This is a genomic window from Tateyamaria rhodophyticola (assembly GCF_047777875.1).
Classification (GTDB): Bacteria; Pseudomonadota; Alphaproteobacteria; order Rhodobacterales; family Rhodobacteraceae; genus Tateyamaria.
In genome coordinates this window covers 2,548,747-2,567,751 of the sequence record NZ_CP180519.1, presented here as the reverse complement: position 1 = coordinate 2,567,751, position 19,005 = coordinate 2,548,747, and the positions used below count along the sequence as shown (strand labels likewise).

At 62.1% G+C, this 19,005-nt stretch carries 21 protein-coding genes; 11 read left to right on the top strand and 10 right to left on the bottom strand.

Annotation, left to right across the window (positions count from 1 at the left end):
- Positions 1-120 precede the first annotated feature (120 nt).
- Both ACERHN_RS14175 and ACERHN_RS14170 read left to right on the top strand, forming a co-directional pair.
- Positions 121-1,116: a TraB/GumN family protein gene (locus ACERHN_RS14175; protein ID WP_415919670.1), complete on the top strand. Its 996-nt coding sequence runs from the start codon at positions 121-123 to the stop codon at positions 1,114-1,116.
- Positions 1,117-1,237: 121 nt separating this feature from the next.
- Positions 1,238-1,627 carry a hypothetical protein gene (locus ACERHN_RS14170; RefSeq protein WP_415919669.1) on the top strand — a complete coding sequence of 130 codons (390 nt, stop codon included), beginning with the start codon at positions 1,238-1,240 and terminating at the stop codon, positions 1,625-1,627.
- Positions 1,628-1,639: 12 nt separating this feature from the next.
- Here ACERHN_RS14170 and ACERHN_RS14165 read toward each other — a convergent pair whose 3' ends face one another.
- Entirely contained in the window at positions 1,640-2,314 is a 675-nt protein-coding gene (locus ACERHN_RS14165; protein WP_415919668.1) for a DUF2161 domain-containing phosphodiesterase, read from the bottom strand.
- A gap of 536 nt (positions 2,315-2,850) precedes the next feature.
- Between ACERHN_RS14165 and ACERHN_RS14160 the strand changes: the two genes are divergently transcribed.
- The 5 genes from ACERHN_RS14160 to ACERHN_RS14140 all read left to right on the top strand — a co-directional run bounded on the left by ACERHN_RS14160 (position 2,851) and on the right by ACERHN_RS14140 (position 6,802).
- Positions 2,851-3,771 (top strand): manganese-dependent inorganic pyrophosphatase, encoded by a 921-nt coding sequence (locus tag ACERHN_RS14160; protein WP_415919667.1) that lies wholly within the window; start codon positions 2,851-2,853, stop codon positions 3,769-3,771.
- A gap of 89 nt (positions 3,772-3,860) precedes the next feature.
- Positions 3,861-4,733, top strand: a complete 873-nt coding sequence (locus ACERHN_RS14155; RefSeq protein ID WP_415919666.1) for a TIGR01459 family HAD-type hydrolase — start codon at positions 3,861-3,863, stop codon at positions 4,731-4,733.
- A gap of 89 nt (positions 4,734-4,822) precedes the next feature.
- Positions 4,823-5,266 carry a MaoC family dehydratase gene (locus ACERHN_RS14150; RefSeq protein WP_415919665.1) on the top strand — a complete coding sequence of 148 codons (444 nt, stop codon included), beginning with the start codon at positions 4,823-4,825 and terminating at the stop codon, positions 5,264-5,266.
- A gap of 130 nt (positions 5,267-5,396) precedes the next feature.
- Entirely contained in the window at positions 5,397-6,329 is a 933-nt protein-coding gene (locus ACERHN_RS14145) for a bifunctional riboflavin kinase/FAD synthetase (RefSeq protein WP_415919664.1), read from the top strand.
- A complete protein-coding gene (locus tag ACERHN_RS14140; protein WP_415919663.1) occupies positions 6,326-6,802 on the top strand; it encodes a YcgN family cysteine cluster protein in 477 nt (158 codons plus the stop codon). The genes ACERHN_RS14145 and ACERHN_RS14140 overlap by 4 nt, the downstream gene beginning before the upstream one ends.
- Here the strand turns inward: ACERHN_RS14140 and ACERHN_RS14135 are convergent.
- Together ACERHN_RS14135 and ACERHN_RS14130 are read right to left on the bottom strand one after the other, a co-directional pair.
- Positions 6,777-7,538: an alpha/beta fold hydrolase gene (locus ACERHN_RS14135; protein ID WP_415919662.1), complete on the bottom strand. Its 762-nt coding sequence runs from the start codon at positions 7,536-7,538 to the stop codon at positions 6,777-6,779. The two genes, ACERHN_RS14140 and ACERHN_RS14135, sit on opposite strands and share 26 nt — an antisense overlap.
- A gap of 44 nt (positions 7,539-7,582) precedes the next feature.
- Positions 7,583-8,182 (bottom strand): 2-hydroxychromene-2-carboxylate isomerase, encoded by a 600-nt coding sequence (locus tag ACERHN_RS14130; RefSeq protein WP_415919661.1) that lies wholly within the window; start codon positions 8,180-8,182, stop codon positions 7,583-7,585.
- Between the two features lie 108 nt (positions 8,183-8,290).
- On the opposite strand from ACERHN_RS14130, the gene ACERHN_RS14125 reads away from it, so the two are divergent.
- A complete protein-coding gene (locus tag ACERHN_RS14125) occupies positions 8,291-9,310 on the top strand; it encodes a ribose-phosphate pyrophosphokinase (RefSeq protein ID WP_415919660.1) in 1,020 nt (339 codons plus the stop codon).
- Positions 9,311-9,313: 3 nt separating this feature from the next.
- Here ACERHN_RS14125 and ACERHN_RS14120 read toward each other — a convergent pair whose 3' ends face one another.
- The 3 genes from ACERHN_RS14120 to ACERHN_RS14110 are packed head-to-tail and all read right to left on the bottom strand — an operon-like array spanning position 9,314 to position 13,062.
- A complete protein-coding gene (locus ACERHN_RS14120; protein WP_415919659.1) occupies positions 9,314-10,366 on the bottom strand; it encodes a fatty acid desaturase in 1,053 nt (350 codons plus the stop codon).
- A 32-nt stretch (positions 10,367-10,398) separates the two neighbouring features.
- A complete protein-coding gene (locus tag ACERHN_RS14115) occupies positions 10,399-11,727 on the bottom strand; it encodes a sulfatase-like hydrolase/transferase (protein ID WP_415919658.1) in 1,329 nt (442 codons plus the stop codon).
- Positions 11,728-11,736: 9 nt separating this feature from the next.
- Positions 11,737-13,062: a sulfatase-like hydrolase/transferase gene (locus tag ACERHN_RS14110; protein WP_415919657.1), complete on the bottom strand. Its 1,326-nt coding sequence runs from the start codon at positions 13,060-13,062 to the stop codon at positions 11,737-11,739.
- A 202-nt stretch (positions 13,063-13,264) separates the two neighbouring features.
- On the opposite strand from ACERHN_RS14110, the gene ACERHN_RS14105 reads away from it, so the two are divergent.
- Genes ACERHN_RS14105 through ACERHN_RS14095 form a run of 3 tightly spaced genes read left to right on the top strand, consistent with a single transcriptional unit; the run spans position 13,265 to position 15,622 of the window.
- A complete protein-coding gene (locus ACERHN_RS14105) occupies positions 13,265-14,083 on the top strand; it encodes an ABC transporter substrate-binding protein (RefSeq protein WP_415919656.1) in 819 nt (272 codons plus the stop codon).
- Positions 14,084-14,091: 8 nt separating this feature from the next.
- Positions 14,092-14,901 (top strand): amino acid ABC transporter permease, encoded by an 810-nt coding sequence (locus ACERHN_RS14100; RefSeq protein ID WP_415919655.1) that lies wholly within the window; start codon positions 14,092-14,094, stop codon positions 14,899-14,901.
- Positions 14,888-15,622 (top strand): amino acid ABC transporter ATP-binding protein, encoded by a 735-nt coding sequence (locus ACERHN_RS14095; protein WP_415919654.1) that lies wholly within the window; start codon positions 14,888-14,890, stop codon positions 15,620-15,622. Before ACERHN_RS14100 ends, ACERHN_RS14095 begins: the two co-directional genes overlap by 14 nt.
- 59 nt (positions 15,623-15,681) lie before the next feature.
- Here the strand turns inward: ACERHN_RS14095 and ACERHN_RS14090 are convergent, their stop codons facing one another.
- The 4 genes from ACERHN_RS14090 to ACERHN_RS14075 all read right to left on the bottom strand — a co-directional run bounded on the left by ACERHN_RS14090 (position 15,682) and on the right by ACERHN_RS14075 (position 19,004).
- Positions 15,682-16,032 carry an H-type lectin domain-containing protein gene (locus ACERHN_RS14090; protein WP_415919653.1) on the bottom strand — a complete coding sequence of 117 codons (351 nt, stop codon included), beginning with the start codon at positions 16,030-16,032 and terminating at the stop codon, positions 15,682-15,684.
- Positions 16,033-16,190: 158 nt separating this feature from the next.
- Entirely contained in the window at positions 16,191-16,601 is a 411-nt protein-coding gene (locus tag ACERHN_RS14085; RefSeq protein WP_415919652.1) for a F0F1 ATP synthase subunit epsilon, read from the bottom strand.
- A gap of 87 nt (positions 16,602-16,688) precedes the next feature.
- Entirely contained in the window at positions 16,689-18,113 is a 1,425-nt protein-coding gene (gene atpD, locus ACERHN_RS14080) for a F0F1 ATP synthase subunit beta (protein WP_415919651.1), read from the bottom strand.
- Positions 18,114-18,131: 18 nt separating this feature from the next.
- The gene (locus ACERHN_RS14075) at positions 18,132-19,004 is read right to left on the bottom strand and encodes a F0F1 ATP synthase subunit gamma (RefSeq protein ID WP_415919650.1); all 873 of its coding nucleotides are present in this window, start codon (positions 19,002-19,004) and stop codon (positions 18,132-18,134) included.
- Position 19,005 lies beyond the last annotated feature (1 nt).

Here is a 19,005-nt window from a genome sequence, read left to right as displayed (position 1 = left end):
GAGATAAGGAACTGGCGCATACGAGTCAACTGCGGACATCCGCAAAATTTTGCAGGCTTCCGGTGATCCACTTGGCATTGCGCGGCGCGTCTCATAGCGTCGCAAAAAAATGAGGACGCGATGCGCGCTTTGCTGAAATTCACCACCCTTGCCGCACTCTGCCTGCTGCCGACGATCACGCACGCCGCGTGCACCGGTCAGGACATCCGCGCCGATCTGACGCCGGGCCAGAGGGCGGAAATCGCGGCGTCGGTTGCAGCCATGCCATATGCCGAAGGCAATCACTGGCGCGCAACGCGGGGTGATCAGACGATCACGTTGCTTGGCACCATGCACCTTTATGATCCGCGGATGCAGGACATCGTGGACCGGCTGGCACCCCGGATCGCGCAGGCCGACCTGTTGATGGTGGAAATCACCGAGACGGAAGAGGCCGACTTGCAACGCGCCATCGCAACGGACCCGACCATCGCGTTCCTCACCGAAGGTCCCAGCCTGATCGACCGGACCACGCCGGAAACCTGGGCCGTTCTGGCGGGCGCGGCACAGGCCCGCGGCGTGCCGCCGTTCATGGCCGCCAAATACCAACCGTGGTTTTTGTCATTGACCCTGTCCCTGCCCGTCTGCGCGCTGGCCGATCTGCGCGCGGGGCGCACCGGGCTGGACAAGATGGTGATCACCACCGCCAAGGATGCCGGTGTCCCTGTCACCGCGCTGGAAACGCACACGGAACTCCTGCGCATCTTTGCCGCCGACACCATCGACGAACAGGTCCGCTATTTGCCGATGATCGCGCAAATGCAGAAAACTGCGGAAAACGCCACCGCTTCGACTGTCGCCGGGTATTTCGAAGAAAAGCATGGTGAGCTGATTGCGTTCTCGCGCGTCTTTTCGCGCGATCAGGTCGATTTCCCGCCCGCGGAATTCGAAACGCTCTTTGACGAGATGATGGCCATGCTGCTCGATCAACGGAATCTCGCGTGGATGGACCGGATCGATGCGCGCGACGAGGACAACATCGTTATTGCGGTCGGGGCCGCGCATTTGGGCGGTGCGACGGGGCTCGTGAACCAGCTGGCAGAACGCGGGTATACGGTCGAACGTCTGCCGTTCTGAGACGCCGGGGCCGATCAAAGACGCAACATCGCAAGCCGTACCCCGCGCGCCCCGGTTGGCGTTGACGCCTGTCGCCCGCCTGTTCTACCGTAACGCTATATTGCACATAGGATATTGCACCATGACCCACCGTCTCAAAATCGCATCCGCGCTGGCCGCCCTGCTGATCACCTCCGCCTGTGGTGAGGTCGCGCAACCGCCCGAACTTGTGCGGATGACAGTCCAGGAAGGCGGCCAGGGCCTCAACGGCACCTATCGCAGCAGCGGCTTTTCCCAAAGCCAGGTGCGCCAGATGGTGGGCCGCGTCTGCACCAGCGCCGGGTTTTCCGGGTTCAACCAGACGGCCAATGGCGATCTGGTGAGTTTTTCCGCCGCCTGCGCGGCACAGACCCGGTACACAAACGGCGCAGACGTCCGGTTCGAAGCGCAGGACGATGGCACAGTGGATTTCACCATCTCCTCGACGCAGAACGGCCGCCCGTTCGAGACCGGCGGCAATTTCGCGATCTGATCCGTCAGAGGCTCACCCGCCCAGCTGCGTGCGGGCCTGACCCACGGCCTCGGCCCCTTTGGGGGTCAGGCCATAAATCCCGGTTTCGACCTTTTCGAACCAGCCATAGTGATCATCCCGCATCATGGTCGTGGCGCGCGCAACCCCGGTTTCGCGTGCCACATCCGCGCCCTTACTGGCACCGACCTCAAAAAGGTAAAGCGCAAGGCGCAACGCGTCCTGCCGGTACGCGGTGACCAGACCGACCCGCGTTTGCCCGCCGTCATTGGGATCCCCCTGCCGGGCCGCAAATTCCTTGAGCAATTGCCCCTGCCGTTTGGTGTTCTTGCGCGGCGCGTATGGCCCTGGGTCGCAATGCACCTGCACCAGCCCGTCCGACAGGCGCACCGTCATCAGGCCCAACCCCAACCGGCGGCAGAGCCGGGTCATGTCCTTGACCGCCTTCTGAAACCGCTTTCCGGTGCCGCGCTCGACCGCCATGTAGACATCATCGCTGACCGACAGGCGCGCAACGCACTGGTGTACCAGCGCCAGCGAAAACCCCAGTTTCAATTCCACGATCACCGGTGTCTCACCCCCGCGCACCGCCACCACATCCGCGGCTCCCACCTCGGACTTCACCACATAGCCCTGATCTTCGAGAAAGGCTTTGACGGGGGGATAGAGGTCGGTTTCGCGTGTGGTCACGGTTTGTGGGTCTGAAGCTGGGTCTGGCCCGGGCATGCTAAGCCTGTGCCCGGGCCTGTTGGCAAGCGTTAACGCCCGCCGGTGCGTCCCGGAAAGCGCGGCGGGCGGCCCCCACGGGTCTGCCCGCGATGCTTTTGGCGCACCGCGCGTGGTGCGTTTGCAGGCCGGTTTGGCGGCTTGGCCGCCACAGTTCTGGTGTCCCCACGGGTGGGTTTGAACGATTTGGGCATAAGGTGCCTCGTGATCTGGAATGGAAATGCGCAAGCGCGCGGGCATGTCCCGCAATGCGGGTCAGGCAGAATGGTCCATTGTCAGAATACTCCGATACCAAGATGCGCCTCGGGCGGCGCGAAAAGGGTGGGCGGTTCAGGCCGTCTTGTCCATGTGCAGGGCACTCCTTGGTTGGTGTGGTTTTGTACCGCAAGCCCGCCCGTGGGTCAACGCGCCCTGCGTCACATGATCACCCGCAGCCCCCGGTGACATCGGTTCCCGCGCTGCTATAAGGGCGCCAAATTCGAATGCTAAAGGACGCCCCCATGACCACGCTTGTCTTTGGACACAAATCGCCCGACACGGATTCCACCGGCTCGCCCATCATCTGGGCCTGGTACCTGAACGAGATCAAGGGCGGCGATGCCGAGGCCGTTCTGCTGGGTGAACCCAACACCGAAGCGGCCTTTGTGCTCAAGCACTGGGACCTGCCCAAACCGCGCATCATCGACGGCATTGCGGCGGACCAACCGGTGGTGATCGTGGACACGAACAACCCCGCCGAATTGCCCGATGCGATCAATGATGCCGACATCACGGCCATCATCGACCACCACAAGCTGGTGGGCGGGCTGGAGACCAAGGGCCCCATCGACATCCGCATCGAGCCGCTGGCCTGTACCGCCACCATCATGTGGAAGATGATCGGCAAGGACATGGCGCAGGCCCCCAAATGGGTCAAAGGGGCCATGCTGTCCTGCATCCTCAGCGACACGCTGGAATTCCGCTCGCCCACCACGACGCAGGAAGACAAGGCGATTGCCTACAGCCTGGCCGAAGACCTTGGCATCGACATGAGCGCCTATGCCGCGCAGATGTTCGAAGCAAAGTCCGACGTCTCCGCGTTCTCCGACGCGGAACTGCTGCGCATGGACAGCAAGGAGTACGAAGTGGACGGCACACAGTTCCGCGTGTCCGTGCTGGAGACCACAGCGCCCAAGATGGTGCTCGACCGCAAGGACAGCCTGATGGCGTCCATGGTCGATGTGGCCAAGGAAGACGGCGCGGACGAGGTGTTGCTGTTCGTGGTCGACATCCTGAACGAAGAAGCCACGATGCTGATCCCCAATGACCGGGTGAAGGGCGTGGCGGAAAAAAGCTTTGACGCGACGGTGTCCGGTGACACCGTGGTCCTGCCCGGCGTGATGAGCCGCAAGAAACAGATCATCCCGAACCTCAAGGTCTGATCCCGGACCAGCGTTGCGAAAATTGGTTATGGCGGGCCCCGGTGCCCGCCTTATCTTTTGCCCGAACCCACTGCCCCCCGGAGCGTCCCATGGCCCAGATCATCACCACCCTGTCCGAGATTTCAGACCGCTATGACGCGCTGTTCGTCGACCTGTGGGGCTGCGTGCACAATGGCGTGTCAGCCCTGCCCGACGCGGTGGCGGCCTTGCAGGCCTACCGCGCGCGGGGGGGCAAGGTCGTGCTTGTCACCAACTCGCCCCGTCCCCGCGCGGGCGTGCAGAAACAGCTGGTGCAGTTCGGTGTGCCGGATGACGCGTGGGACACCATCGCCACCTCCGGTGACAGCGCGCGCGCCGCGATGTTCCGCGGCGTTGTGGGCAACCGCGTCTATTTCATCGGGCAACCCGGCGAGGAAAAGTTCTTTGAGCCCATTGGCGTGATCAAGGACCCGGTGGACGTGCAGATGGTCCCGCTGGACGAGGCCGAGGGCATCGTCTGCACCGGCCCGCGCGATCCGATGGCCGACCCGGATGTGATGCGGCCCGAGTTTCTGGCGGCCAAGACGCGGGGGCTAAAGCTGCTTTGTGCGAACCCTGACATCGTCGTGGATCGCGGCGAGGTGCGCGAATGGTGCGCGGGTGCATTGGCGCAGCTGTACACGGAGATGGGGGGCGAAAGCCTCTATTTCGGCAAGCCGCATCCGCCGATCTATGATCTGGCGCGGCGGCGGTTGGCAGAGCTTGGGGTGGACGTGCCGGATGCGGGCATTCTCGCCATCGGCGACGGCGTTCTGACGGATATTGCGGGCGCGATGGGCGAGGATATTGATTCGCTGTTCATCTCGGGCGGGCTCGCCGCGGCAGAGACCAAAACGTCGCACCAACCGGATGCGGATGCGCTGGAAGCCTATCTGACAAAGGAACAAAGCGCGCCGACCTATGCGATCGGGTTTTTGCGCTAGGTCACATTTCACTTGATTTTCTGCGCGCGCAAAGTAATTACCTTGCGTGAAAGATGCGCGTTGCGTCAGAAAATTACCGGAGAGTGAAGATGTTGGACAACCTGCCCCGCGGTACGATCTGCATCGAAGATATCGAGATGGGCATGTCCCGGTCGCTGCGAAAAGTGGTGACGGATGCGGATATCGAGATGTTCGCCACGATTTCGACGGACCGCAATCCGGTGCATCTGGACGATGAATATGCGCGCGACACGATCTTTGAGGGCCGCATTGCCCATGGCATGCTGACCGCCGGTCTGGTGTCCGCAGTCATCGGTGAGCAATTGCCGGGGCACGGCACGGTGTACCTGGGTCAGTCGCTGAAGTTTCTCGCGCCCGTGCGGCCCGGCGACATGGTCGAGGCGGTTGTGACCGTCACCGACATCGACTTTGCCAAACGCCGGGTGAAGATGGACTGCGCGTGCCGCGTGGACGGCAAGAAGGTTCTGGTTGGCGAGGCCACCGTGCTGGCCCCCTCGCGCAAGTTCGACTGACCCAAAGGCCGCTGCGCGACGACATTTTTTAGGGGGCTTTGCCCCCGCCCGTGCCGGGCGCCCCCATGGTATTTTTGGCCAGAAGAAACGGGTGGTTGCCCTTGATGCGGCACGCGGCTAGGCATGAGTCATGCGGATCATTCGGGACTATCAGTTTGTGGACGCGGCCGATCGGGGTGCGTCGGTGGCCATCGGCAATTTCGATGGTGTCCATGTCGGCCATCAGTCCGTCATTGATCTGGCGCGGGCGGCGGATCCGTCGGCCCCGCTTGGAATTTTGACGTTCGAGCCGCATCCGCGCAGCTACTTTGCGCCAGAGGCACCGGACTTTCGATTGATGGGACCGGCGGCGCGGGCAAGCCGGTTGGAAAAGCTGGGTGTGGAACGGCTCTATGAGTTGCCGTTCAATGCGGATCTGGCGGGTCTGACACCGTTTGAATTTGCGCGGGACGTTGTGGCGGACGGTCTGGGTCTGGCGCATGTGGTTGTGGGGGCGGATTTCTGTTTCGGCAAGGGGCGCGCGGGCACCGCGGCTGATTTGCAGCGCTTTGGGGCGGAGTTGGGTTTTGGGGTGACGGTCGCGCCATTGCTGGAACGGTCATCACAAACGGTGTCGTCCACGGCCATTCGCCAAGCGCTGAGCGATGCGCGGCCCGGAGATGCGGCGGCGATGCTGGGCCATTGGCACCGGATTGAGGGGCCGGTCATCGGCGGCGAGCAGCGGGGGCGCAAGCTGGGCTATCCGACGGCGAACATGTCCGTCGACGGGCTGCATTTGCCGGCCTTTGGCGTCTATGCGGTGTTGTTTGATGTGCTCGATGGCCCGCATGCAGGGGCGTATCATGGGGTTGCGTCCCTCGGGGTGCGGCCCATGTTCGGGGTGAATACTCCGAATCTTGAGACCTTTGTTTTCGATTTTTCCGGCGATCTTTACGGCGCTGCGGTTTCTGTCGCTCTGGTTGCGCATCTGCGCGGCGAAGAGAATTTCACGTCGCTGGAGGCGCTGATCGAACAGATGGACCGCGACAGCGTGGATGCCCGGCGCATTCTGGCGGCCTTATGAGCGATCCGATTGCGCGCAAGGGACTGGCGCCGCGGTTCTGGGAACGCAAGCGGCTGGACCAGATGTCCCCGGACGAGTGGGAGGCGCTGTGTGACGGCTGCGGCAAATGCTGCCTCAACAAGCTGGAGGATGAGGACAGTGGCGAGGTCGCGCTGACCCGTGTGGCATGCCGGTTGCTGGATGATGCCACGTGCCGCTGCGCGCAATACGAGGTGCGGCATCAGTTTGTGCCGGACTGCATCGTACTCAAACCGTCCACCATTCACGAACACATGTACTGGCTGCCGCAGACCTGCGCGTACCGGTTGCTGCATCTGGGCCAGCCGCTGTTTGATTGGCACCCTCTTGTGTCTGGTCGGGCGGACACGGTGCACGTGGCGGGCGTGTCGATGCAGGACCGCACGGTGAGCGAGTTCGATGTGGCCGACGAAGATTGGGAAGATCACATCATTGATGAGCCGCAGGGGCGCTGAGCCCCAGAAAGTCAGTAAGCGCCCGCGCCACCTGTGCGGGATGGGTCACCGGTCCCATATGCCCCGCCTCTGGCACGGTGTGCCGCATGGCATTTGGCAGGCGCCGGGCAATTGCGCCATTGATCGTGGCCGCCCATGGGGACGTTTCGCCCTGCATCAACAGGATGGGCATGTCCGCCTGCGCCATACGGCCCGGTGCCAACAAACCGGCGCTGTCGTGGATCAGGAACGGCGTGCTGTGATGCACAAAGCCGATACGGTCGGTCATGTAGCGGCGTGTTTTTTCTGACAGCGCCATCCATGTGCCCGCCCCCGCCCATTGGCGGTTGAAGGCACGCGCCGCATCCTCGAACCGGCCATCTTCATAGGCGGTGCGGCGCGGGGCGTCGATATCGGCATAAGCGGCAGCAAAATCGGGATCATCGGCCAGCGATGGCGCGAAATAGACCGGTTCGAACAGGGCTGCGCGGCGGATCCGCTCCGGATGATCCACGGCGAGCCGCAAGGCAACCGTCGCACCAAAGGAATGACCGATCACATCCACCGGCCCCAGATCATCCAGCACCGACAGCGCCATCGCTGTGGCGGCATCGTGCATGTCGCCAGACCCGTCCCAATCCCCCGATTGACCATGATCGGGCAGATCAAAGGCGTGGACGGTTACCCCGTCGCCCAAGGCCGTCGCAACACCGCGCCATGCGCCGGAATGGGCCAGCGAACAGTGGATGGCGAGCACGGGATGAGGGCCGGACCCGAAGGTCCGGCGATGAACATGTGGCGTCACAGATCGCCCGCGAGGTGGGCGTCGAGATCTTCGATCTTGTCCTGGCCCCAGAACCGCTGATCCCCGTCCACAATGTAGAACGGCGCGCCGAACACGCCGACCTTGACCGCCTCTTCCAGATTGGCGGCATAGGTTTCCGCACCACTCAGCAGGCCGCTGTCGGCAAGCGACGGGTCAAAACCCGCGTCCGAGAGGCAGGCGCGCACAACGTCGTCCTGGGCGATGTCCTTTTCCTCGGCCCAGACGGCGCGCAGGATGCCATGCACCAAAGCGCCCAGATCCCCGCCACCCGCGTTCTGTGCCGCGATGATCGCATAGGACGACGGCGCGGCATTGGTCGGCCAATGCGCGGGCTTGAGGTTGAACGGCAGGTCGAATTTCTTGGCCTGACGCAGCAATTCCTGCGCCCGGTATTCGATCCGGTTAGGGTGGCGATCCTTGGGCGGTGTACCGCCCGTCCGGCCAAACAGCGCAATCACATCGAGCGGTTTGTAGGCAACCGTGGCGCCGTGTTTTTCCGCAACCGCCTCGAACCGGTTCCCGGCAAGGTAGGTGTAGGGCGACAGTGTTGCGAAATAGTAGTCGATATGGGCCATTTTGGTCTCCGCCTGAGGGGTCTTTGGTTTCGCGGGACGGTAAGGCCGTGCTAAGCGGAGTCAACATCACGAATCTGTCACAATAGCTGCTGCCGCGGGGGACATGAGATGCCGAATATCGAGGAACCAAAGCTGATATCGGGCAATGCAAACCTGCCGCTGGCGCAAGCCATCGCGCGGCGGATGACCATGCATCGCGGAATTCACACCGGTCTGGTGGATGCGCGGGTCGAACGGTTCAATGACGGCGAAATCTTTGTCGAAGTGTTCGAGAACGTGCGCGGCGAAGACATGTTCATCATCCAGCCGACTTCGAACCCGGCCAATGACAACCTGATGGAACTCCTGATCATGTGTGACGCGCTGCGCCGGTCGTCGGCACAGCGGATCACAGCCGTAATCCCCTATTTCGGCTATGCACGGCAGGATCGGCGGACCAAGGCGCGCACGCCGATTTCGTCCAAGCTGGTGGCGAATATGCTGGTCGGTGCGGGCATTGAACGGGTTCTGACGATGGACCTGCATGCGGCCCAGATCCAGGGCTTTTTCGATATCCCGGTAGACAACCTCTATGCCTCGCCGGTCTTTGCGCTGGACATCAAGACACAGTTTGCGGGCCGTCTGGACGAGCTGATGATCGTATCGCCGGACGTGGGCGGCGTGGCGCGCGCACGCGAGCTGGCCAAGCGGCTGGGCGCGCCGCTGTCGATCGTGGACAAACGCCGCGAAAAGGCGGGCGAAGTGGCCGAAATGACCGTGATCGGCGATGTGAAGGACAAGATCTGCGTGATCATCGACGACATGGTCGACACCGCTGGCACGCTCTGCAAGGCGGCAGAAGTCCTGATGGAGAACGGCGCGCAGGAGGTGCACTCCTACATCTCGCACGGCGTGATGTCCGGCCCCGCGGTCGAACGTGTGACCAATTCGGTGATGAAATCGCTGGTCATCACGGATTCGATCCAACCGACCGATGCGGTCAAGGCAGCACCAAATATCCGCATCGTGCCGGTCGCGCCGATCTTTGCACAGGCGATCCTGAACATCTGGAACGGCACGTCCGTGTCGTCGCTTTTTGAGGCGGACACGCTCAGCCCGATCTATGACGGGATGTACGCCGCCGAATAACGCTCAGACCGCGTGAGGGCGCAGCGCGCCCACCTCTGGCCTGTAGGGCGTCGCCCCCTCGGGCAGCTCATAGACGATCACCGCCTGTTGGTATTGCAGTTGCCGCACCATCACGGGAACCAACCGGCGCAAGGCCGCGCCAATGGACGGTTCCGGCGCGGGCACGTCATGCGCAATAAGCCGGTGCAGCGCGGGCAGATGGTAATAGGGCACCATCGTGAACATGTGATGTTCCAGATGATAATTCATGTTGAGGTAGATGAACCGGCTGACCGGGTTCATCAGAACCGTGCGCGTATTCAGCCGGTGATCGGTGACATTCTCCGCCAGCCCCAGATGTTGCAGCACGCCCGTCATCACCCGGTGCCACGCGCCGTAGAATGCAGGCAGGCCAATCACCATCAGCGGCAGGATCGACCCCATCGCAAAGGCCAGCGCAATCGTTGCCCCATGGATCAAAAGCGATATGCGCGCCGCCACCGCCACCTTATCACGGTCATCGGGGCGCACGTACTCGATCTCGTCCGGGTCAAGACGGCCCATGGCGTGCACAAACATCCGGCGGATCATGTGATAGCCGTCCACAAGCCCAAAGACGTTCAACAGCAGCTTGCCCAGATCCGGCGGGCGCATCGCCTGTATCTCGGGATCGCGACCCACGATGATCGTATCGGTGTGGTGGCGCACATGGCTCGCCTGCCAGACATACGGATTGCGGAACAGCATGAAGCTCGCAATGTGGTAGATCACGCGGTTCATCCATTCGGTCTTGAACGCCGTGCGGTGCCCGCATTCATGCCAGCGCGCGTCCGAACCGGAGCCGCACATCACACCATAGATGAACCAGAACGGCGCCGACCACCACGATGGCCAAAGTGCGATGGCAATCCCGGCAGACACCACCATGATGCCCAGCCACAAGAGCGCGTCGCGCCCGGCAATCGCATCGGACTTCTGCATCAGTTTGCGGATTTCAGCCTTGTCCACATCCGGGCGGAACCAGGACGGGTTGGACATCTCGGGCGTGGCCTCGGCCAGGGAATAATTTGCGCGCATGCCCCGACGCTAGCCAATCTGAATTCAGCGCGTCAAGCGGCGACCTCGACCGTTGCAAGGTCCAGCCCGTATTCCAGACAACAGGCAGCATGCGCGGCCTCCATCTCTGCGTAATCGGGATGATCGGGGCCCAGGTTCGTGGTCTGCCACCAATCCTGCGCCAGATCGAAAAACTCCGTCGATCCATCCTCGTAGCGGATGAACCGGTACTTGCCTTTGCGCACACCTGCATTGTCACGCAGGATCGTGGGCACGGCGCGGTCCGGCGCGCGGTCCCATTCGCACAAGGGCCGCAAGGACCGGCCCACGCTGTTCTCTAGCGGCGGCAGGCCCGCGTAATCCAGCACAGTCGGCCCGATATCGATCAGGCCCACCGGATCCGTGACCACATGTGCGACCGGGCGCGCGGGGTCGTGCACAATCAGCGGCACATTGGCCACCTGCTCCCACAGCGTGTGCTTGCGGAACCGGTTGCGCTCGCCCAGATGCATGCCGTGGTCCGACGCGATGATCACCACCGTGTTGTCCGCATGGGGCGACGCCTTGAGCGCATCCCACACCCGGCCAAGGTGATAGTCCGCATGGCTCAGTGCAGAGAAGTAATTGCGCACGCTCTTGCGCCAGATGTTCACCCGGCTTGGATCGAAATTCTCGGTCCAGTGCTGATCGAGATAGGGGTGCCCCGCGATCCCGTCGCCCCACGCCTCGGGCATGCGGAACTTGTCCGCTTCGTACATGTCCTTGAACCGGCGCGGCGTGATCCATGGCCCGTGCGGGCCGTAAAATCCGACCTCGCGATAAAACGGTGTGTCGCCCGTCTGTGCCTTGAGAAAGGCGATAGCGGATTTCGACGCCTGAAAGTCATAGAAGCGGCGGTCATATTCGTCGCTGATCGTCGCCTTGCCGCCGCGAAATCCGCCAAACTCCATGCTGATCGCGGGGGGCACCTTCCAATCCACGCGGAACGACTTGGGTTCGTCCGAATATATGACCGAATGGATGTCCTCTTCGATCGGGGGAAAGCCCTGCATGACCTTGCCACCGGACGAATTGAAATATCCGTTCTGTTTCAGCAGGTAAGGCCACATCTCCTGCGGCGGGATCTTCTCGAACACCTCCTTGTACGGCAGGGTCACGCCGCTCTGGTGCGGGGCCTTGCCGGACATGAAACAGGCGCGCGACGGGCTGCACACCGGGGCCTGGGTATAGGCGGCGTGAAAGGCCGTCGATTGCGCGCAGATACGGTCGAGATTGGGCGTCTGCAACGCCTCGCCAAAGATCGTCTTGTACTTCCAAAAGGCCACCGCATCATCAAAGGTGATGAGCATAATGTTGCGGCCTGAGGGCGTGTGATCGGTCATTGGTCCGTCCTAGGCCGCGACATGTGTTCTGCCAAGATCAAAGCCGTATTCGGCGCAACATGCGGCATGCGCAGCAGCCGTTTCGGCGTAATCGGGGTGGGACCGGCCCAGCTCCTGTGTCTGCCACCAGTCACGGCCAATGTCATAGAACTCTGTCGAACCGTCCTCGTACCGGATGAACCGATACCGCCCCCTGCGCATCGCAGTATTGTCCCCCCGCACCGTCAACACGGCGCGGTCGGGCACCCGGTCGCCTTCGCATTGCGGGCGCAGGGACCGGCCAACGCAATTGGGCAGCGGTGCAAGCCCCGCATAATCCATCACGGTCGGTCCGATATCCAGAAGTGCCACGGGGTCCGTCACGACATTGCCCACGGGTTGATCCGGGTCATGCACAATCAGCGGCACATTGGCCACCTGTTCCCACAGCGTGTGTTTGCGGAACCGGTTGCGGTCCCCCAGATGCAGGCCATGGTCAGACGCGATCACAACCACCGTGTTGTCCGCATGGCGCGACGCCTTGAGCGCATCCCACACCCGGCCAAGGTGATGATCCACATGGCTGATGGCCGAGAAATAGTTGCGCACGCTCTTGCGCCAATAGGCCAGCGGTTTATCCGCGAAATTCTCTTCGGACATCGTGTCGAAAAACGGCGCCTTGGCAAACCCATTGGCCCAGGCGCGCGGCATCTCAAACCGGGTCTCGTCATACATGTCCTTGAACCGCCGTGGCGTGATCCAGGGCCCGTGCGGGCCGTAAAACCCGACCTCGCGGTAGAACGGCGCATCACCGTCATAGGTGTTGAGGAACGTCATCGCAGAACGTGACGACTGAAAATCGTAATACCGTTTGTCATGGGCAGGATCATCGGTTGCGCGCCCCCCGCGAAACCCGCCCAACCCGGTGCTGATCTCGTTCGGGACCTTCCAGTCCTTGCGGAACGTCTTGGGCGCATCGCAATACAGCACGCTATGGATATGATCCTCCAGCGGGACATAGCCGAGGATGATCTTGCCCCCCGACGACGTGTAATAGCCCGCCTGCTTCAGCGTATGCGGCCACATCTGTTCCGGTGGGATAAGGCCGAACATGTCCACCTTGGGCAGGGTCATGCCCGACTGGTGCGGCGTCTGGCCCGAAATGAGCGACGCGCGCGACGGGCTGCAAATCGGTGCCTGACAATAGGCTGCGTGAAAGGCCGTCGATTGCGCACAGATGCGGTCCAGATTGGGCGTCTGCAACGCCGCCCCGAACACGTTCCTGTATTTCCAGAACGCCACCGCATCATCGAATGTGATGAGCATGATGTTCTTGCCGCTGGCCGTCTGGTCCATGCCTGCCTTACCCTCTTGGGCTGCTGCCCGTGCTCTGCCGCATGTCCAAACCGCCGCGACTTTGGCCGGAGTTTATGCGTTTGCCACGAATCCGACAAGCGTGATGCCAAAGCAGGCCCAAGGCACCGCCCGGCACAGGAAAGCGCTGGACAGCCCTGCCCGCTTGGTCAAGATTTCTCACAACGCATAAGGGAGATCAAAGATGAAGACTGTATTGACCGCCACGATATTCGCCGCCATCGCCGGAGCCGCATGGGCCGACGGTCACTGTGCTGCGGGCAAAACGCTGACCGATGGCACATTGACCATCGCAACCGGCAACCCGGCCTATTACCCGTGGGTGATCGACGACGCCCCCGAAAGCGGTCAGGGTTTCGAGGCCGCGGTGGCCTATGCGCTGGCCGCCGAAATGGGGTTCGCCGAAGATGCGGTGACATGGGTGCGCACATCCTTTGATGAGGCGATCCAGCCCGGCGCCAAGAATTTCGACATCAACATGCAGCAGTATTCCATCACCGCCGAACGCGACAAGGTGGTCGATTTTTCCGCCCCCTACTACACCGCGCCTCAGGCAGTGCTGACCACGCAAGACATCTTGGTCGCGGGCGGCACGTCCGCCACGATGGACTTTCTCAAAGAGCTGCAATGGGGCGTTGTCGCCTCGACAACCGCCCTTCCGGTGGTGATGGAGCAAGTGCAGCCCGGCAAATCCCCGCTGGTCTATGACGACAATGCCAACGTGATTGCCGCCATGCAGGCGGGTCAGATTGACGCCGCCCTCTTTGACCTGCCCACGGCACTCTTTACCTCCGCTGTCCTGATGGAAAACGGCGCAATTCTCGGGCAGTTCGACCCGGCAGCGGCCGAAAATCCGGATCAGTTCGGCGCCCTGATGCCCGAAGGCTCCGCGCTCAAGACCTGTGTCGATGAGGCGCTGGCCGCGATGACCGCAGACGGCCGCCTTGCCGCGATCGAAGCGCAGTGGCTGCAAGAAGCGACAGGCGTTCCGCTGATCAAGTGACGCAACAGATGACACGGCGCGCAGCCTATGAGGCCCGGCAACGTCGCCGGGCCACCCTGATTGCCGGGACAAGCACCGCCGCGGTGATTGCCCTTGTGGGTCTGCTTGTGCCCCTCGCCCCGGGGTGGGAGGCGGTGAAACGCTCCTTTTTTGACGGCGAAACCTTTGTGCGGACCTTTCCCACGCTGCTGCGCGCCTTCCTGCTGGATGTCGCGATTTTTGCGTGGTCGGTGCCGATGATCTTTGCCCTTGGCCTCGCCATCGCACTGGCGCGCGGCGCACGCTCGGCCGCGCTTTTTCCGCTGCGCATCTTCGGCGCAGTATATGTGGACCTGTTTCGCGGCATCCCCGTGGTGCTGCTGGTCTATCTCGTGGGGTTTGGCATTCCGGGCCTCGGCCTGCCCCGCCCGTGGAATTCGCCCTATATCTGGGGCACCGTGGCGCTGGTGCTGACCTATTCCGCCTACGTCGCCGAAGTCCTGCGCTCCGGCATTGAAAGCATCCATGCCAGTCAGCGCAACGCCGCCATCTGCCTCGGGCTCAACGAACGCGACACCATGCGCTACGTGATCCTGCCGCAGGCGATCCGCCGCGTCGTGCCCGCCAACATGAACATGCTCGTCGCACTGCAAAAGGATGTGGCCCTGCTCAGCTTTATCGGCCCTGTGGAGATCCTGCGGCAGGCCGGTATCTTCAAAAGCCTGCTTGCGAATTTCACACCTTACGTGGTGGCGGCGCTCATCTTTCTCTGCGTGACGGTGCCCGCGACCCGCTATGCCGATTACCTCTTGAACCGGGACCGCAATGCAAAATCCTAGGCTGTCCCTGCGCGGCGTGACCAAGAGCTTCGGCGACAGCCAGGTCCTGCGCGGCATTGATCTCGATGTGGCACCCGGGGAAATGCTCTGCCTTATCGGCGCGTCCGGCTCAGGAAAATCCACACTTCTGCGCTGCATGAACGGCTTGGAACCCGTCGACGACGGAGAGGTCCGGCTGGACGGGGTCGACATCGCGGAACCGGGTTTCGACCTCGCCCCCATACGCCAGCGCATCGGGATCGTCTTCCAGAGCTTTAACCTCTTTCCACATATGAGCGCCTTTGAAAACGTGGCCCTCGCGCCCCGCCGTGTGCTGGGTGAGGCAGAGGCCGCACGCCCCCGGATCGAAGCCCTCTTTCAACGCTTCGGCCTGGCGGATCACATGGGCAAATACCCCGATCAACTCAGCGGCGGTCAGCAACAACGGGTCGCAGTCATCCGCGCCCTTGCCATGCGGCCCGAAACGATGCTGCTCGATGAAATCACCTCCGCGCTCGATCCCGAACTGGTGGGCGAAGTGCTGGATGTGCTGCGCCAACTGCGAGACGACGGGATGACCATGGTGCTGGCCACCCACGAAATGGGCTTTGCCCGCGAACTCGCCGACCGCGTGGTGTTCATGGACCAGGGCGTAGTGGCCGAAGAAGGCGCGCCCGCTGATATCTTTTCAAATCCGCAACTGGACCGTACGCGCACGTTTCTGGCCAGCGTGCTCCGCTGATCCCCGTCTCTGTTCCGAAAAATCCCCCCCGGAGGGCCGACTGGCTCCGGGCGCCGCGTTCAGTACAAGTCCCATTCGTCTGCCTGCCGCAATTCACCCATGGCAAACCAGGCGATCCGCACCCTCGCGACGCGCGTATCGCCCCAGGTGCGAAACACAAGGTCAAACCCGTCATGGGTAATCGTTTCGGCAGCGACGTCGGCGCGCAGCGGCGTTTCATTGTCGACGTCCCACATGGAAATCGACACATGCACCATCGGCATGGTTCGGAACGGTTCGGAAAAGGCCACGCGGCGGCGGCGTTCACGCTGCCCCCGACCGGTCCACATCTCGCCGTCATCTTCGAAATCTGAAAAAAGCACCGTCTCGCCCTGGTCGATGCCCACCAAATGATTGCGCAGTCGCTTCATGATAAAACTACGATAAGTCCCCAATCCGTTTCGAATATCACGTCACGCCCGCAATGGGACCCCTTTTTTGCGACCCGTGCCGCAAAGCGACTGCAGTTCGAAAAGCAAAAGACCCCGCAACAGCGGGGCCTTTGGATCATAGTGCAGATGTCCGTGGGTCAGAGGTTGGGTTGTTTCGGGTTCAACCCGATTTCTCCACCCATCGCGACCATGTCCGCCAGGAGTTTGGCAGCATCATCCACCAGGCCTCCGTCCTTTGCGCGGTCATAGCTGTCCTGCGCATCATCCATCATGGCGTCCAGCTGTCCTTGGGTCATGTCACCCTTGGCAACGGCTTGTTCGGCCAGGACCGACACACCGCTCGCGCCGATCTCGGCAAAGCCGCCGGTCACGACGAATTCATGCGTGTCGCCGCCCACCTCAACCTTCAGAACGCCGGGGCGCAGGGTCGTGATGGTCGGTGCATGGTCGGACATGACAGTCATGTCGCCATCCGCACCCGGGATCTGCACGGCTGTGGCGTCCATGGACGCAAGACTGCGTTCGGGCGATACCAAATCAAATTGCATACAAGCTCTCCTTTCGAGGAGCACCGCTCTGCCCCGGCGCGCGCGATTTTTGCAAAAATCGCCCGCCCCGCGACAAAACGTGTGAGTTTATGCAGCGTCGGCTGCCATCTTCTCGGCTTTGGCTTTCACCTCGTCGATGCCGCCCACCATGTAGAAGGCACCTTCGGGCAGGTGGTCGTACTCTCCCGCCACAACCGCTTTGAACGAGGCGATCGTGTCTTCCAGAGGCACCTGCACACCGTCAGAGCCGGTGAACACTTTCGCCACATCGAACGGCTGGCTCAGGAAGCGCTGGATTTTCCGGGCGCGTGCCACGGTCAGCTTGTCCTCTTCCGACAACTCGTCCATCCCGAGGATGGCGATGATGTCCTGAAGCGACTTGTAGCGCTGCAGGATCTGCTGCACGTCCGAGGCCACTTGATAGTGCTCTTCCCCGACGATTTGCGGGTCCATCAGGCGCGAGGAGCTGTCGAGCGGGTCCACAGCGGGGTAGATGCCCAGCTCGGAAATCGCACGGGACAGAACGGTTGTCGCGTCGAGGTGCGCAAAGGTGGTCGCAGGTGCGGGGTCGGTGAGGTCGTCCGCAGGCACGTACACGGCCTGAATCGACGTGATCGAGCCTGACTTGGTCGAGGTGATCCGTTCCTGCATCGCGCCCATGTCGGTGGCCAGCGTCGGCTGGTAGCCCACCGCCGAAGGAATACGACCCAGAAGGGCCGACACTTCGGAACCGGCTTGCGTAAAGCGGAAGATGTTGTCGACAAAGAACAGAACGTCCGTACCCGAGGCGTCGCGGAACTGTTCCGCCAGCGTCAGACCGGTCAGGGCCACACGGGCACGCGCACCGGGAGGCTCGTTCATCTGGCCGTAAACCAGAGCCACCTGAGAATCCTCAAGGTTGTCGGGCTTGATCACGTTCGATTCGATCATCTCGTGATAGAGGTCGTTGCCCTCACGGGTCCGTTCCCCCACACCGGCGAACACGGAATAGCCCGAGTGCACTTTGGCGATGTTGTTGATCAGTTCCATGATCAGAACGGTCTTGCCCACGCCGGCACCGCCGAAGAGGCCGATTTTACCGCCCTTCGAGTAAGGGGCCAGCAGGTCCACAACCTTGATGCCGGTCACGAGGATTTCGGATTCGGTCGACTGCTCGGCGAATTCGGGGGCTGCGGCGTGAATGGGGCGCTTTTCCTCGGCATCGACCGAACCGCCTTCGTCCACGGGCTCGCCCACGACGTTCAGGATACGACCCAGTGTCTTGGGGCCCACGGGCACCATGATCGGGCCGTCGGTGTCGGTCACTTCCTGACCGCGCACCAGACCTTCGGAGCTGTCCATCGCGATGGTGCGCACGGTGTTCTCACCAAGGTGCTGCGCAACTTCGAGCACCAGACGGTTGCCGTTATTGTCGGTTTCCAGCGCGTTCAGAATTTCCGGCAGGTGGTCATCGAACTGGACGTCAACGACGGCCCCGATGACTTGTGTTACTTTACCTTTAGCGTTTGCCATATCTCGTCTCCGGGTCTTTTACAGCGCTTCCGCGCCGGAAATGATTTCAATCAGCTCGTTGGTGATCACGGCCTGACGCGAGCGGTTGAACTCGATGGTCAGCTTGTCGATCATGTCACCGGCATTGCGGGTCGCGTTATCCATCGCGCTCATGCGGGCCCCTTGTTCGGAGGCACCGTTTTCGAGCAGCCCGGCAAAGATCGCCGTGGCCACGCCGCGCGGCAGAAGGTCGGCCAAAATCGCCTCTTCGTCCGGCTCGTAGTCATAGAGCGTGTCTGGCGCCGCGTAGTCTTCGGGCACCTCGAACGGGATCACCTGCTGCGCGGTGGGGATCTGCGTCACGACGTTCTGGAACTTCGAGAAGAAGATCGTCGCAACATCAAATTCGCCCGCGTCAAACCGGCCAAGGACATCCTTGGCCACGTTTTGCGCGTCTGCATAACCGACGTTCTTCACCTCGGTCATGTCCACGTGACCCACGAAGTGATCCGCAAAGTCACGCTTCAGCTGATCACGGCCCTTTTTGCCGACAGTCAGGATTTTCACCGTCTTGCCCGCAGCCACCAGCTCTTGCGCCTTGGTGCGCGCCAGCTTGGCGATGTTGGTGTTGAAACCACCGCACAGGCCACGTTCCGCCGTCATCACCACCAACAGGTGGGTCTGATCCGACCCTGTCCCGCTCAGCAGCTTGGGCGCGCTGTCGGATCCGGCCGCGGCCGACACGAGGCCCGCCATCACACCATTGAAACGCTCGGTATAGGGCCGCGCGTTTTCGGCCGCTTCCTGTGCCCGCCGCAGTTTTGCGGCGGCCACCATCTGCATGGCCTTGGTGATCTTGCGGGTCGATTTGACCGACGCGATCCTGTTTTTCAGGTCCTTGAGATTGGGCATG